The organism is Mogibacterium pumilum (genome assembly GCF_002243385.1).
In the GTDB taxonomy this organism is placed as follows: domain Bacteria; phylum Bacillota; class Clostridia; order Peptostreptococcales; family Anaerovoracaceae; genus Mogibacterium; species Mogibacterium pumilum.
In genome coordinates this window covers 1287982-1303953 of record NZ_CP016199.1, presented here as the reverse complement: position 1 = coordinate 1303953, position 15972 = coordinate 1287982, and the positions used below count along the sequence as shown (strand labels likewise).

The window sequence follows — 15972 nt, the reverse complement described above, 5'->3', positions numbered from 1 at the left end:
TATTTGCACCGAAGTATAGAAGAAAAGAAATATATGGGAAGTACCAAGTGGAAATAGGAAAGATGATAAGAATCCTATGCCAAAGAAAAGGTATCAACATTGTTGAGACTGAGCTATGCCCTGACCATATACATATGCTTGTAGAAATACCGCCAAAGTATTCTGTGTCGCAAATAGTCGGATATTCAAAGGGAAAAAGTTCACTTATGATATTCGATAAATTTGCAAATTTAAAATACAGGTACGGAAATAGACATTTCTGGTGTCGAGGATATCATGTATATAGTAAGTAACAACAAAATTAGAAGATTTTTGATATATGTCTAACTATTTGAAATATGATCGGAAACTAGATGCTTACTATATCAGTTATTGCATTAATGCAATAAAAGGTTAAGACAAAAAATGTATGGAAGACCTCTTTGTCCCTTCGCAAATGACATAATGACTTCCCATGAGGCTATCCAATTACGCATCTGACACTTGGTTGAATTTTGTTTAAATGACTGTTATTACATGCTATAATATGTTGAATTGATGTAAATAAAATATTCGTGTTAATTTGTCGTGTATACAAGTAAGAAATAAAGCGAAAGGTATCAGAGAATGGGCTTTAAGAAAATTGACGTAAAGGAAATTAATGGCTTTAAACTAGGTAATGCCGAGAATCAAAGTGCCGGTACTGGTTGTACTGTAATAATATCTGAGCAAGGAGCTGTTGCTGGTGTAGACATAAGGGGCGGAGGTCCAGCGACAAGAGAGACGGATCTGCTAAAATCAGAAAATACTGTTCAGGCAATTAATGCCGTAGTCCTTAGCGGTGGAAGTGCATTTGGACTTGAGTCCGGTTCTGGTGTTATGAAATACCTTGAGGATAAAGGTGTTGGTTTCAAAGTCGGAGAACGCAATATCCCGATTGTTACACAGGCCTCTCTATACGATTTAGAAGTAGGTTCTGGCGATTTAAGACCTGATTGTGAAATGGGTGTTCAAGCTTGTATCAATGCCTATGACGGTATTTTTGATCATGGTAATTATGGAGCAGGCACGGGTGCATCTGTTGGTAAGTTCTATGGCATGGAAAGAGCGATGAAATCATCACTCGGAACCTTTGCATGCTCTGACGGAATTCTTGAGGTTGGTGCAATTACCGCGGTTAATGCCTTTGGTGATGTTTACAATGGCAACAATAATATAATCGCTGGACTTCTGAGCAAGGAAAAGGATTATATCAAAGGCTCTATTTCTGTGATGAAAAATCACGTACATGGAGAGGGCGGCCCTGAAGCACCAGATATCAGAGACCCTTTTAAGAATAATGAAGTTAACACAACTGTCAAGCTTGACGATGCTGAAGTTGTTGATCTTGCAGATGATAATCAGCATTATGATGTTAGTGTAGAGGAACGTGAGCCTGTGTCAAATGCACAGGAAACTAATACTCAAACTTCGGTTGTTTCCAGAACTAATGATGTCGATAAATCTGAAATTGATGAAATTGAATCAAAAATTGAAGAACTACGTGCTGAATTAGAAAATAACTTAGAAAGTCACAACGCTGTTCATGGTGTAGCTACTGTAGAAGATGAGTCTGAATACGAAACTATTCCGGTTGAAGAAATGGGCTACGATGTCCCGTTCAACACAACTCTATCATGCTTAATCACAAACGCAAAACTTACTAAGACGCAGGCAAATAAACTTGCATCAATATTACATGACGGATTTGCAAGAGCAATAAAGCCTGTTCATGGAACTCTTGATGGAGATGCTATTTTTGTCATGACCACAAACCAGGTAGAGGTTAACTTTGATGCTTTTGCCGCGCTAGCTACAGATATAATGCAATATAGCGTTATTGACGGTGCACTTGCTGCAACTGATGCTTACGGACTTAAGGCATCGCGTTCTATCATTAGCAAATAGTCCATATTTGTAAGAGGAAACAATCAATGAGACTAGTAATAATTGATGGTAATAGTTTGCTGTTTAGGGCTTACTTTGCCATGAGACCAATGATGACTAAAGAAGGGGTGTACACGCATGGTGTGTACGCCTTTATCAATATGCTTAATAAAATTTTAGCTGATTATACACCTGACTATGCTGCAGTATGCTTTGACATGAAAGCCAAGACATTTAGACATAAACAGTATGAAGAATATAAGGCCGGAAGACAACAGACGCCAATTGAGCTTCTGTCCCAGATTCCTCTCATGCACGATATTCTTGAAGCGATGAACATTTCTGTTTTTGAGAAGGAAACATACGAGGCGGATGATTTGATTGGTACTATTACTGCTGAAGCCTCAAGACAAGGAATAGAATCCATTGTCATAACAGGTGATAAGGATGAACTGCAGCTTGTAGATGAGAATACAAAAGTCGTTATTAATAAAAAGGGCATGACAGAATTCGAAATGTACGATGAAGCTGCGATGATGGATAGATATTCTCTAACTCCTCAACAATTTATTGATTTAAAAGGTCTTATGGGTGATAAGTCTGATAATATACCTGGTGTTCCTGGTGTTGGTGAAAAGAAGGGTATTGCTCTACTTAAGGAGTTTGGAACGATTGAGGGTGTTATAGAAAACGCTGATATTATTAAAGGAAAGCTTGGAGAAAATATCCGAGAGAACATTGAGATGGCTAAGCTTTCAAAATCACTTGCTACTATAATGCGCGATGTACCGCTAGATTATAATTTTGAAGATTTAAAGCTAATACAGCCTGATTATGATGCGCTTCTTAAGGTTTATAGAACTCTTGAATTTAATAGTTTGATTAAGAAGCTCAATACTGAAAGCGATGAAGCTTCAAGTGAGATTCAAAAATCAGGTGCGAGCATTTCATATGAAAGTATGAAATATAGGATAATAGAGCCAGCTAAGTTCTACGATAAGGTTAATTCAGGCAGTGAAGTAGTTGTATCCTTCGAAGGAGATGATAATCACAATAGTGTTCCTGAATTAAGTAACATTTCACTCTTGTCCGCTGACAGAAAGTTGTTCACTAAGCTGGAGCTATCTCCGCTCAATGCATCTTCTGCATTAGCCTTATTAATAGAACAAGGGTATAAGTATGTGGGCTTTGATCTTAAACCTTTTATCTATTCTCTTCTGCGATATGATATTAGGGATATACACATCAAGCATGACACATTTGTTGCTGAATATCTGATTGATCCTAATAGGAGCAAGTATACAATCGAAAAGATGCTTGTCAAGTATACCGATGTTACATTTGAAGAATCTTCTGATGAACTTGTGAATCTTCTATATATTCTTAAAGTTTATGAAGGTCAGAAGAAAGTAATCGATGATAACGAGCTGACAAGAGTGTTTGAAGACTGTGAATTGCCGCTTATAGAAACTATGGCGGACATGGAGTTTTCAGGCATGAAAGTTGATAAAACTGTGCTCAATGCGGTTGGTATTGAACTCGATGCGAGAATTTCTGAACTAGAGAAATCAATTTATGAGAAAGCAGGGCAGACATTCAATATTAAGTCACCTAAACAGCTAGGAGTCGTACTATTTGAGGATATGGATATACCTTATCCTTCGCGTAGCAAGAAAAAAAATGGATATTCCACATCAGTTGATGTGCTTGAAAAACTCCGAGATGAACAACCTATAGTTGGTGAAATTCTTGAATATAGAAAAGCCACGAAGCTTAAGAGCACATACATAGATGGATTAATTTCACTTATCGCAGATGACGGCAAAATACATCCACACTTCAATCAGACGGTTGCGGCTACTGGTCGTATCAGCTGTACTGAGCCAAATCTTCAGAATATTCCAATTCGTGATGAATATGGCCGTAATATCAGAAAAGCTTTTGTGACTAGCGATGATAATCATACTTTCATCGGTGCAGATTACTCTCAGATTGAATTAAGAATTTTAGCTGCTCTAAGTGGTGACGAAGCTCTTATAAATGCTTTTAATAACAACGAAGATATTCATCGTATAACAGCATCCAGAGTATTTAATGTGCCGCTAGAACAGGTAACACCGATAGAGCGCTCTAGGGCAAAATCTGTTAACTTCGGGGTCATCTACGGAATGAGTGGATTTGGTCTAAGTGAAGAGCTGATGATATCAAGAGCTGAGGCTCAGCGGTATATCGACGATTACTTTGCAAAGCATGAGGCAGTAAAAACTTATTTGGATGAACAGATAAAAGTTGGAGAGCGTGACTATTCAGTAAAAACTTTATTGGGTCGCATTAGACAGATTCCTGAGTTTGCTTCTCGTAAGTTTATGGACAGACAGTTTGCCAATAGGCTGGCTATGAATACACCGATTCAGGGCAGTGCTGCCGATATTATTAAGCTTGCAATGAATAAGGTTTATAGAGAAATCAAAGATAGAAATTTAAAATCTAAGCTAGTTCTCCAGATACATGACGAACTGATCATTGAGGCCGATAATGATGAGATAGATATTGTTAAAGAATTGCTTAAACGTAATATGGAAAATGCTTTTGAGCTTAAGGTGAAACTAGTTTGTGATATGCACACTGGCAAAACCTGGTATGATTTAAAGTAAAGGCTGGCAGTATATGATGAGAATTGCAATCACTGGCGGAATAGGATCAGGAAAAACTGTCATAACGAATTATCTTGAATATCTTGGTTTCACGATTATAGACGCAGATGTCATATCACGTGAGATGACTGGTCCAGGAGGATGTGCTATAGAACGTATTATCGAGGTGTTTGGACCAGATGCAGCATCTATTGAAAATGGCTTATATCGTGATTATATTCGCACACTTATTTTCGGTAACAGTAAGTATAAGCGTCAATTTGAAGAAATAGTTACAAAATCGGTCATTAAAGCTATTAATCGTATATTAAGAGACTATGAGCGCTCCGGTAAAGATGTTGTATTTGTTGCGGCTCCATTGTTATTTGAATATGGAATGCAGGACGATTATGATGCAGTTTGGCTTGTTGTATCAGATGAAAGCACAAGGGTTAAAAGAGTTTCTGAACGAGATGGTCTCGCCATCGAGACCATCATCAGAATTATCGATTCACAGTTAAACGATGAAGAAAAAGGTGCTCTTGCAACTGATATCATTGATAATAACTCGACAGTGAATGATTTAAAGATTGAAGTTGATGCACTTTTAGAGAAATATAAACTTGGGACTTAATTGAGAGAAAATAATATTTGTGATAAAATAACATGTCTTAATTTATGCGAGGTAGAGTTATGAGTGCAAATTTACGTTATAAACTTAGGGTACTTTCTGGGGCACGTTTTTCTAAACTCAACGAAGTAGCTACTGAGATTAATAAAAGATGCGGCAGGAGTAAGGCTAGTATAATCAAGGACATCTATCACTGTTACCGCCGTTTTGGTAGTGGTTATTATGATTACATCACATATCACTTTTATGAGCTCGATGATACAATGCGTGATACATATATTACGCGTATGCGTAGTAAGAAGCTAGTTGCATTTCTAAACGATCCCGAAAAAGCTAAAATTTTCGATAACAAGAATAAGTTTGATGAGGTGTTTAGTGAGTTTATCGCTAGAGATTTTCTTGATGCCCTAAATTGCAATCTTGAGGAAGCGACACGCTTTTATAACGATAACGAAGTTGGTTTTGCAAAGATGCTCGATCTCGCATGTGGTAAAGGTGCAGAAGTCATTCGTATGTCAGACTTTGCTGATGCTAAAGCTTTTTATGACTACATAAAGGAAAAGAACTTCGGTGTAGTTGAGGAATATATGATTAATCACGATAAAATTCGTGAAGTCTATAAACCTGCGCTTAATACGATGAGGATGTTTACCATAATAGGTGACGATAAGAAGCCTCATTTATTCTTTGCCGCACAGAAGTTCGGTGTAAATGGTCGTTTTATCGATGTTCATGGAATCCATGCCCCTATAGATTTGGAAACTGGCGTCATTCATTTTCCATTCCATAGTGGCAACACAGATACAGATCTAATATATACAAAGCATCCTGATACAGGATACGATTTGACTGAATATGAAGTACCTATGTTCAAAGAAGCTTCTGAAATGATTCTTAAGGCCGCCATGGTTGTTCCTGAGATGAGATACGTTGGATGGGACGTTGCTATCACAAATAAAGGGCCTAAAATTGTAGAGGGTAATAATTATACTGCTTATGACTATATGCAATTGCCGGATCAGAATCCAAGTAGAATTGGAGTTATTCCTGATCTTCTAAAAATAGTTCCAAGCTTTAAGGATGAGTTATATAAATAAATTTATAATCATTCCATTTTAAAAATATTAATTATGAAAGGTCGACAGTATCAAATGGGTAAATTGCGCTTTTTCTGCGCTCTTTTAATAGCAAAAATATCTATAATTGCACTAAAGATAACTAGACATAATGGCACCAACTTTCCTGGAATTGTTGCTATCAAAATATGTCCTGATTTTCTTAAGTATATTGAACTACCTAATAAAATAATTGGTGTGACTGGAACTAATGGTAAGACTACATGTTCCAATCTCCTAAATGACTCGCTTACTGTTCTTGGTGAAAGGGTACTAAATAATTCTGCAGGTTCTAATACGATTACCGGAATTACAACATCTCTCATTACGAGCGTTAACTTGATAGGAAAGCAGAGATTTGGAACTGCTATATTTGAAATTGATGAACTTTCGTCCAGAAGAATATTTCCTTTTGTACATGTAGATTACCTTGTTGTTACCAACTTATCGCGTGATTCTATTATGAGGAATGCACACCCAGACTATATGAAGTCTGTACTTGAAGCACATATTGATAAATCAACACGTTTAATCTTAAATGCGGATGATCTTATCTCATCACAGCTGTGCCCTGACAATGAAAGAGTGTTTTTTGGTATTGATGCACTTGATAGTGACAAAGATAATTGTACGAATCTTATCGATGACTGTCCAATTTGCCCGGTGTGTAATTCTAAACTAAAGTACAACAGAAATAGATACAGTAACATCGGTCGTGCATATTGTCCAAATTGTGACTTTAAATCTCACGAAGCAGACTATCTAGCGACAAATGTAAATATTAAAGAGATGACTATGAATATAGTTTTAAAAGGTGAGAACTGTAAATTCAATCTTTTTAATAACGGCACTTTCAATATTTATAATGAATTAACGCTAATTACGGTGCTCAGTGAACTTAGATATTCTTTAGATGATATTAAAGCTGCAGTTAGTCGTGTAAGCATTACAAAAGAGAGGCTTAAAGAATTTGTGGCTGGTAGAATCAAGTTAAGCGCGGTTCTTTGTAAGGATAGAAATGCATATGCTAGTTCAAGGGTTTTCGAGTATATCGAAGCACAGCCTGGTGATAAAGAGCTCCTTTTATTTAATAATAATTTCCAAGATGATGCTACATGGTCTGAGAATATGTGCTGGCTCTACGATGCTGATTTTGAGCTGCTTGCTGATGATAGGATAAAGACTATTGTCACAACAGGATCTAGAGGCTTAGATTTTAAGCTCAGACTTCTAACCGCTGGAATTCCTGAAGAGAAGATTAAGTATGTAAGTGATGCTCTTGATTGTGTTGACGAGTTAAAGTTTATAGAAGGTGAAACAATTTATCTTTTATATGGAACGGATCCGCTTTCTCCCGCACGCAAGGTTAGAAAAAAACTAGAAGAATATTTAAAAAGAATTGAGAAGGTAAGATAATGATTATCGAAATGCTCTATCCAGAACTTAGTAATTTATATGGAGATTCTGCCAATATCAATTATCTGAAAGAATCGTGTTCAGATATTGAAGTCATTGAAACTCATCTTGGTGAGCGACCTCAATTTTTGGATGAAGGGAAAGTTGCTTTCGTATATAGGGGAACTATGACCGAACGCGGGCAGCAACTGTTTATTGAAAATGCAAGTTCTTATGCTGATGAATTCAAATTTGCTATAGAACGTGGACAGCATTTTTTAATAACTGGTAACGCTGTTGAGGTTTTTGGTAAATACATAATTGATAAGACTGGTGAAAAAGTCGACTGCCTTGATTTCTTTGAGTATCACACTGAAAGAGATATTCTAGCTAAACGATTTAATTCCCTTTACGTTGGTCTTTATAATGAAATTAAAGTTGTTGGGTTTAAGAGTCAGTTTGGTCATAGCTTTTACGATGCTCGAATAGAACCTTTATTTGAAACAGTTAGGGGGACAGGATTTAACAAGACTGAACAAAGAGAAGGAATCCATTATAAAAACTTTATGGGCACATATCTTCTCGGACCTTTACTTATTCTTAATCCTGATTTTGCTATTGCGTTTATTAAAGAACTAGGAAATGATAATTTTAAACCTGCGTATTATGAAACTGCAAAAGCCGCATATGAATTAAGATTAAAACAGTATTCAGATGAAAAGACTGGTTTTTATTATTAAATTTCTACTTGAAGGAATGATGAGTATAGCCGATATAATAGTTTTTTATAATCAGCTACATTAAGGGCTTATTATATTTGTTCATTTTAAGTTTTTTTATATTTTGCTTGCATTTTACGCTATTATTCTGTATATTTAAATAGTCGTGTGGCTGTGGCGGAATGGCAGACGCGCATGCTTGAGGGGCATGTGGGAGACCGTGCTGGTTCGAGTCCAGTCAGCCACACCATTTTTTTTACAAAAAAATTAGATTTTTGCCGGCGTGGTGGAATTGGCAGACGCGCGGGATTCAAAATCCCGTGGTAGTAATACCGTATGGGTTCGACCCCCATCGCCGGCACCAATCATATTTTCAATTTTTACTTTAACGAAAATATTGGAGGTGTTAAGATGAAGACAGGTTTATACAACATTGTGTTAATACTGGTATTTATACCGCTTATCTACTTTATGCTGATTAGACCACAGAGAAAGCGTGACAAGGAAGTTACAAGCATGAGAGCTGCTCTTAAGCCTGGTGATAACATTGTTACTATCGGTGGTATCGTTGGTAAGATTGTAAGAATCAAGGACGATCGTATTCTAATCGAAACAGGTTCTGGCAAGACTAAGATGGAGATTATAAAATCTGCAGTAGGTAGCGTAGTTGGTAAGCAAGAAGCTGAAAATAAAGACGATAAAGAGTCTGATGTTAAGGCTGAAGCGACTGAAGAAACTCGTACCAATAGATCTAAAAAGGTTACTCCTAAGAAGCTTGGAGCTAAGAAATCAGACAGCAAGGAAGAAACTAAAAAGGATGCTGAATAAAAAAGGCGTGCTAAGTGCACGCTTTTTTTATTTTATATAAGTTATTGGGAATTTTTACGACAAAATAAGACTTATCTAACTTTATTTTGGAAAATGCTCAAAATCGCTATTTATCAATGGATTTATCACTTGAAGAAATCGCGCATATAATGTAAAATATTCTGAAGTATTATTTGATAAATGGGGGCGTGTGTCCTCAAGAGAAAACGAACGAAGGAAGGGCAATTCATAATTATGAAAACTGGAACAAAAAAGTTTTTAGCAACGTTAGTGACAGTTATTATCATTATCGGTTGGGCAGTAGCTATCAAAGGTGCTGGGCCAATTAAGAGCATTAATAAACAGCTCAAGTATGGTCTTGATATTAACGGCGGTGTGTATGTATTACTTCAAGCAGACACCAACGCAAAAGGATCTGATCTTACCAAACTGATGGATCAGACTAAATCAGTTCTAGAAAATCGTGTTAATGCAATGGGTATTTCTGAGGCTACAGTTTCTGTTGAGGGAACAAACAAGGTTCGTGTTGAGATGCCAGGTGTAGATGATGCTGATACTGCTATCAAGCAGATTGGTAAAACTGCACAGCTTAGATTCTTATTAGCTGATGGTACTCAGATCATGAGTGGTAATGATATCAAGGACGCGTCATTTAGCACTGATTCAAGTAATGGCGGGTATAAAATAACCATTGACTTTACATCAGCAGGCTCACAGAAATTTGCAAAAGCCACTGAGAAGACTTCGCAAGGCACTGTAACGTCAACCTTAAAGAATTCCGACGGAAGTTCATTTGACGCACAGTCGATTATTATCATGCTAGATAATAAAGTTATCTCAGCTCCTAGAGCGAAGAATGTAATTAACAATAGAAGTTGCGAAATTACTAGACAGGGTGGATTCTCAAAAGAAGAAGCTTCACAGACATCTTCACTTATCAGAGGTGGAGCTCTACCAGCAACACTCACGGAAGTTAACTCTTCTGTGGAGACAGCAACAATAGGAGCTAACGCTTTAGTTAAGTCTGTAAAAGCAGGTATTATAGGTCTTGCTATTGTATTCTTATTGATGCTTGTTACTTATGGATTGCTTGGCTTTATTGCAGACCTTGCGCTTTCACTGTACGTCCTCATCGTTCTAGTGATTATGGTTGCTCTCGGGGCGGTTCTTACGCTACCGGGTATCGCTGGTATAATCTTGTCCATCGGTATGGCAGTTGACTCTAACGTAATTATCTTTACTAGAATTAGAGAAGAAATTGCAAAAGGTAAATCTATTAGAGCGTCAGTTGATACAGGATTTAAATCTGCACTTTCAACAGTTGTTGACTCGCAGACAACTACTCTGATTGCTTCAATTGTTTTGTATTTAATCGGTACCACTGCAGTTAAGGGTTTTGCTCTTACACTCATGCTAGGTACAATCTGCAGTATTTTTACAGCTGTAATCATTACTCAGCTATACGTTACGTTGCTTGCTGATAGCAAAAAATTCGGTCAGAATAAGTATTTCGGTGTAAATGAAGACGGTTCACCTAAGTTCAAGTTAAAACATCAATTCGACTTTATTGGAAACCGCAAAAAATTCTACGCACTTTCACTCTGTGTAATTATTATAGGAGTTGTATGCGCAGGATTTAAAGGTTTTAATTACGGAATTGATTTTACTGGTGGTACAACTATCCAGCTCGACATGGGCAAGAAGGTCAATATCGAAGAAGTTAAGGAAACCATTGCAAAGCATAAGCTAAATCCTCAGATTGTGTATGCTGGTGAAAAGAATAATCAGATTGTAATCAGAACTATTAAAGCTCTAAAGGCTGACCAGAGACAGGAAGTCATTAATACAATCGATTCTAAATATAAGTTAAAGAAGGACGCAGTTCTGTCATCTGAAGAGTTCGGCCCTACAGTTGGTAAGGAACTCAGACGAAATGCAGTCAAGTCGATTCTCATAGCGACGTTCTGCATGCTCATATATATTCGATTCAGATTTAAAAATTGGAACTACGGTCTAGCGGCTGTGGGAGGACTTGGGCACGACGTACTAGTGACACTTGCGATTTATGCAATATTTGGATTTACAATCAACAATCCATTTATAGCGGGCATCCTGACAGTAGTAGGTTACTCAATTAATGATACGATTGTAGTATTTGACAGAATCCGTGAGAACACGAAGTTCTATAAGCGCAAAGAGGTCGTTAGTTTAATCAACGACAGTATTAATCAAACGCTTTCAAGATCGATAATGACATCTATAACAACTATAGTTGTTATGATTCCGTTGTTTATGCTTGTTTCATCTGAGATTAGACAGTTCTTAATTCCGCTTATTATCGGTGTATTAGTAGGAACATATTCATCAATTTTTCTGTGCAGCCCGCTGCTTTATGAATCAATGCGTAGACAGAGCATGTCTAAGTACGCAAAACAAATCGAGCAGAACGAGAAGCAGCGCAAGAGAATTGAGCGAGCTAAACGCGAGAATGACGGTATTATAAAATAACCGAGAATATATTCATTTTATTGGAGGCATCAATTTGCAGTCAGAAGCTATAGTTATGACAACTGAAGAATTTATAGCTAAGCTTGAAAGTCTTAACCACAAGTACAATTCACCACTTGTGGTTAAGGCGTTTGAAATTGCTAATACTTTGCACGAAGGGCAGCGAAGAAAGAGTGGAGAACCATATATCATTCATCCTATTGCTGTAACCTTTATATTGGCAAATTTTGGAATGGATACTGAAACTATCGTCGCTGGACTAATGCACGATGTAGTTGAGGATACCGCGTACACTCGTGAAGAGCTTGTCGATGATTTCGGTGAGGAGATTGCACTTCTTGTAGATGGAGTTACTAAACTTGGTAATATCAAATATGATTCTAAAGAGGAACTTCAGGCCGAGAATTTCCGTAAGATGTTTTTGGCTATGTCTAAAGACATCAGAGTACTGATCATTAAACTTGCCGATAGACTTCATAACATGAGAACACTCGAGTATATGCCGACTAAGAAGCGCGAAGAAAAAGCTCTTGAGACACTTGAAATTTATGCACCGCTCGCGGGAAGACTCGGTATTTACAGCATCAAATTCGAGCTGGAAGATTTAGCTCTTATGTACCTTCATCCAAATGAATTCAAGGAGTTGTCTAGTAAAGTAAGCCAGAGACGAGAAAGCAGAGAGAGTGTTATACAACACCTTATTTCTGAAATTAAAGATGCCCTTGATAATGCAAATATAGAATGCGAGGTTATGGGTCGCTCAAAGCATCTATATAGCATTTATAAAAAAATGGTAATCCAGAAGAAACAACTGGATGAAATTTTTGACTTAACAGCTATCAGAGTCATCGTTGACAGTGTTAAAGATTGCTATGCAGCACTTGGGTTAGTCCATACAAAATGGACACCTATACCAGGCAGATTTAAAGATTATATAGCGATGCCTAAACCCAATATGTATCAGTCGATTCATAGCACTGTTCTGGATAAGAACGGTAATCCGTTTGAAATCCAGATCCGCACCAAGGAAATGCACCGCATTGCCGAGTATGGTATAGCTGCGCATTGGAAGTACAAAGAAGGCAAGGTTATTGGCACACAGGATGAAGATGAACAGAAGCTTGCATGGTTAAGACAGGCTCTAGAATGGCAGAAAGAAACTGATGATTCACTTGAGTTTCTCGAGACTTTAAAGGTTGATTTGTTTGATCACCAAGTGTTCGTATTTACACCACACGGTGATGTTGTTGAGCTTCCAGCTCAATCCACTCCGATTGACTTTGCATTTAAAATTCATACAGATGTCGGAGTTAGATGTGTTGGTGCTAAGGTCAACGGCAAGATGGTCACCATTGACTATAAATTAAATACTGGTGATATCGTTGAAATTATCACTTCGGCTAACTCAACTGGGCCAAGTATGGATTGGCTTAATATTGCTAAAAGTTCTCAAGCTAAAAACAAGATAAGAAATTGGCTACGTAAAGCTGACAGAACCAATGTAGTTGAAAAAGGGAAGAACAATATTACCAACTACATAAAGAAGAAAGGTTACAATCCCACACTTGTTGTTAAGAACTCATATCTTCTAAAGGCTGTCAAAGACTTCGGTATGAACAATATCAACGAGCTATATGCTTCAATTTCCGGTGGTGGAGCCGCACAGGTTAAACTGGGTCAAAGGCTTATCGATTATTATATTGAAGACACTCACAAGGAAGAGAAAAAAGCAGAAGAGATAATCAGGAAAAAACCAATCAAAAGAGAGTCGAACTCTGGTACACCTGGCATAATTGTCAAAGGCTTGGACAATCTATTGATTAAGGTTGCAAGATGTTGTAATCCTGTACCAGGCGATGACATCATCGGCTTTATCACTAAAGGCCGTGGTATCACAGTTCATAGAAAGGACTGTACCAATATCTTGAGTTTGCCAAACGCAGAAAAGGATAGACTAATACAGGTTGAATGGGAAACACCTAAACTAGGTCAGACATATTATGCTGATGTTCTTGTATCAGGACAGGATAGGAAAGGCCTATTTAGCGATATATCAAAAGTTTGTGAGGATTTAGATATAAAACTTTCTGGTGTGAACATGAGACCTGTCGAAGATAATAACGTTACATGTACGCTAACAGTATCAATCTCGGATACACATCAGATGCAGCGACTATTAATCGCTCTTAGAAATGTACCGGGGATTTCAGAGGTATATAGGGCTAGGTCATAATGAGTATTAAAATTAAGAGAATAGAATGTGCTCCAATAGGCGAAAATACATATGTCATAAAGGATGAAAATACTGGACTTTGTGCTGTAATTGATCCTGGATGTTTTAACGCATCAATAGAAGAGTTTATAGGAGATAAAAAAAATCTTCTTTATATCATTCTCACTCACGCTCATTGGGATCATATCGCTGCTCTTAATGAGTATAAAGCTAATTATAATGATGTTAAATTAGTTGCAAATTTTGATGAGCAAGAGATGATAACTAACTCGTCAATTAATGGTTCGATTCAGTATATGGGTGATGAAGTTGCCATTGAAGCAGACATTTATGTAGCAGATGATGAAGAGCTTAAATTAGGTGAAACACCTCTTAAGTTCATCACAACGCCAGGGCACACAAAGGGTGGAATGTGCATCCTTGCTGATGGAAACCTTTTTAGCGGAGACACGTTATTTCTGAGGAGCGTAGGTAGAACAGACCTTTATGGTGGAAATTGGGGACAGCTTAAGGAATCAATTCAGAATAAGTTATTCAATCTTGACGGGAGCATTGTCGTTTATCCAGGACACGGTCATTCAACAACTATTGAATCAGAGATGAGGGAAAATCCTTTTGTATAGACTTTATGTTAATGGAATAGAAAACGAACACCACTACTCAGAACTTGCTAGAGAGTTTTTTGCAGATGGAGAATACGAAGTAATTCCTATCATTATATCCAATGCGGCAAACCTTGCACTAGGAGAGCACAGTCTAGTTTTCAATGCAAATTTCACGCAAGATAGAGATATTATCAAGCGTGAGATGTTCAAAGATTTATCTGATATTACCGGAAAATCACCAGACTGGGGGACACTAACTGGTGTTAAACCGCTAAAACCAGCGATGAATTTTTATCTTAAAGGATTTGATTTAGAAGGTGTGGATAGAGGACTTGCTGATATCTATCTTGTATCTGATAACAAGAGAGAACTTATTTATGAGATCCTCAGTTATCAGACCTCAAACGTTCCGTCTGCAAATGATAAAAACTGGGCAATATATACGAGCATTCCGTTTTGCCCTAGCATCTGTTCATACTGTTCATTCGGATCTGAGTTAGCTCGAGATAAATCTATCGAAAAGTATCTTCCTGAACTTCATAAAGAAATTTATGAGTGCGGTAAGCTATTCAGAAAAAGTGATAAGAATATTGAGAGTGTTTACTTCGGTGGTGGGACTCCGACTTCTTTAAACGGTAAAGAACTCAAAGAGCTTTTTAATAAGCTTGAGCATTCATTTGATATTAAGTTCAAAGATATCGAGACTACCGTGGAGGCAGGTAGACCTGACACTATTGACGAAGATAGATTAGAAGTTATTAAATCAGCTGGTGTAAATCGTATTAGCATCAATCCTCAATCTATGAATGATGAAACGCTAAAAAGGATTGGAAGATCTCATTCCAGTAACGATATAAGAGCAGCTTTCAGAATGGCGTGTGAGTATGATTTTGAAGTTATAAACTCTGATGTTATCGCCTGTCTTCCCGGTGAAACAACTATGGACGTTGAAAATACAATACATGAATTAATTGATATAGGTGCAAATAATATTACCGTGCATACATTATCGGTAAAGAGAGGGTCTAAGCTTAAAAACGAAGACCCTGAATACTATTTAAGAGGTGTTCGTGAGGTTGAAAAGATGCTTAGTACTGCAGCTAACATACTTCACGAATCTGGATTTGTGCCTTACTACGTTTATAGACAAAAACACCAGATGGGATCGTTTGAAAATACCGGGTGGTGTAAACCAGGACTGCATTCCCTATATAACATTAGGATTATGGAAGAGTTACAGACTATTATAGGACTCGGAGCAGGGGCAATAGGTAAGAGATATTATCCAGCTGAAAACCGGTTAGAACGAGTACCGAACATAAATGATTACAGAATGTACGTAGATAGAATCGATAATATACTTGCTAGAAAACACAAGTATTTCGATTAAATTTACATTT

11 protein-coding genes, 2 tRNA genes and 1 pseudogene are annotated in these 15972 nt (G+C 37.3%); all 14 read left to right on the top strand.

Going from position 1 to position 15972, the window contains the following annotated elements:
* Positions 1-281, top strand: a pseudogene (gene tnpA, locus AXF17_RS06225) (IS200/IS605 family transposase); the annotation flags it as partial.
* 325 nt (positions 282-606) lie between these two features.
* Positions 607-1926 carry a P1 family peptidase gene (locus AXF17_RS06220; RefSeq protein WP_094234277.1) on the top strand — a complete coding sequence of 440 codons (1320 nt, stop codon included), beginning with the start codon at positions 607-609 and terminating at the stop codon, positions 1924-1926.
* A gap of 26 nt (positions 1927-1952) precedes the next feature.
* The gene (gene polA / locus AXF17_RS06215; RefSeq protein ID WP_094234276.1) at positions 1953-4559 is read left to right on the top strand and encodes a DNA polymerase I; all 2607 of its coding nucleotides are present in this window, start codon (positions 1953-1955) and stop codon (positions 4557-4559) included.
* A 13-nt stretch (positions 4560-4572) separates the two neighbouring features.
* Complete coding sequence (gene coaE, locus AXF17_RS06210; RefSeq protein ID WP_094234275.1) at positions 4573-5172, top strand: dephospho-CoA kinase; 600 nt, start codon at positions 4573-4575, stop codon at positions 5170-5172.
* A gap of 59 nt (positions 5173-5231) precedes the next feature.
* A complete protein-coding gene (locus AXF17_RS06205) occupies positions 5232-6266 on the top strand; it encodes a sugar-transfer associated ATP-grasp domain-containing protein (RefSeq protein WP_094234274.1) in 1035 nt (344 codons plus the stop codon).
* 54 nt (positions 6267-6320) lie between these two features.
* Entirely contained in the window at positions 6321-7700 is a 1380-nt protein-coding gene (locus AXF17_RS06200; protein ID WP_169711327.1) for a Mur ligase family protein, read from the top strand.
* Positions 7700-8419: a hypothetical protein gene (locus AXF17_RS06195; RefSeq protein ID WP_094234272.1), complete on the top strand. Its 720-nt coding sequence runs from the start codon at positions 7700-7702 to the stop codon at positions 8417-8419. Before AXF17_RS06200 ends, AXF17_RS06195 begins: the two co-directional genes overlap by 1 nt.
* 147 nt (positions 8420-8566) lie before the next feature.
* Positions 8567-8648: transfer RNA gene (locus AXF17_RS06190), tRNA-Leu, on the top strand.
* A gap of 27 nt (positions 8649-8675) precedes the next feature.
* Positions 8676-8762, top strand: a tRNA-Leu gene (locus AXF17_RS06185).
* A gap of 47 nt (positions 8763-8809) precedes the next feature.
* Positions 8810-9226, top strand: coding sequence for a preprotein translocase subunit YajC (gene yajC, locus AXF17_RS06180; RefSeq protein WP_094234271.1), 417 nt, complete (start codon positions 8810-8812; stop codon positions 9224-9226).
* A gap of 234 nt (positions 9227-9460) precedes the next feature.
* On the top strand, positions 9461-11734 hold the full coding sequence (gene secD, locus AXF17_RS06175) for a protein translocase subunit SecD (protein WP_094234270.1): 2274 nt from the start codon (positions 9461-9463) through the stop codon (positions 11732-11734).
* Between the two features lie 55 nt (positions 11735-11789).
* A complete protein-coding gene (locus AXF17_RS06170; RefSeq protein WP_094234754.1) occupies positions 11790-13967 on the top strand; it encodes a RelA/SpoT family protein in 2178 nt (725 codons plus the stop codon).
* A complete protein-coding gene (locus AXF17_RS06165) occupies positions 13967-14590 on the top strand; it encodes an MBL fold metallo-hydrolase (RefSeq protein ID WP_094234269.1) in 624 nt (207 codons plus the stop codon). Before AXF17_RS06170 ends, AXF17_RS06165 begins: the two co-directional genes overlap by 1 nt.
* Positions 14583-15962: a coproporphyrinogen dehydrogenase HemZ gene (hemZ, locus tag AXF17_RS06160; RefSeq protein ID WP_094234268.1), complete on the top strand. Its 1380-nt coding sequence runs from the start codon at positions 14583-14585 to the stop codon at positions 15960-15962. The genes AXF17_RS06165 and hemZ overlap by 8 nt, the downstream gene beginning before the upstream one ends.
* The last annotated feature ends 10 nt before the right edge of the window (positions 15963-15972 follow it).

Coding starts and splice junctions, on each gene's coding strand:
- secD (WP_094234270.1), top strand. CDS start 9,461: ATGAAAACTGGAACAAAAAAGTTTTTAGCAACGTTAGTGACAGTTATT.
- AXF17_RS06170 (WP_094234754.1), top strand. CDS start 11,790: ATGACAACTGAAGAATTTATAGCTAAGCTTGAAAGTCTTAACCACAAG.
- AXF17_RS06205 (WP_094234274.1), top strand. CDS start 5,232: ATGAGTGCAAATTTACGTTATAAACTTAGGGTACTTTCTGGGGCACGT.
- coaE (WP_094234275.1), top strand. CDS start 4,573: ATGATGAGAATTGCAATCACTGGCGGAATAGGATCAGGAAAAACTGTC.
- yajC (WP_094234271.1), top strand. CDS start 8,810: ATGAAGACAGGTTTATACAACATTGTGTTAATACTGGTATTTATACCG.
- AXF17_RS06195 (WP_094234272.1), top strand. CDS start 7,700: ATGATTATCGAAATGCTCTATCCAGAACTTAGTAATTTATATGGAGAT.
- AXF17_RS06165 (WP_094234269.1), top strand. CDS start 13,967: ATGAGTATTAAAATTAAGAGAATAGAATGTGCTCCAATAGGCGAAAAT.
- AXF17_RS06220 (WP_094234277.1), top strand. CDS start 607: ATGGGCTTTAAGAAAATTGACGTAAAGGAAATTAATGGCTTTAAACTA.
- AXF17_RS06200 (WP_169711327.1), top strand. CDS start 6,321: ATGGGTAAATTGCGCTTTTTCTGCGCTCTTTTAATAGCAAAAATATCT.
- polA (WP_094234276.1), top strand. CDS start 1,953: ATGAGACTAGTAATAATTGATGGTAATAGTTTGCTGTTTAGGGCTTAC.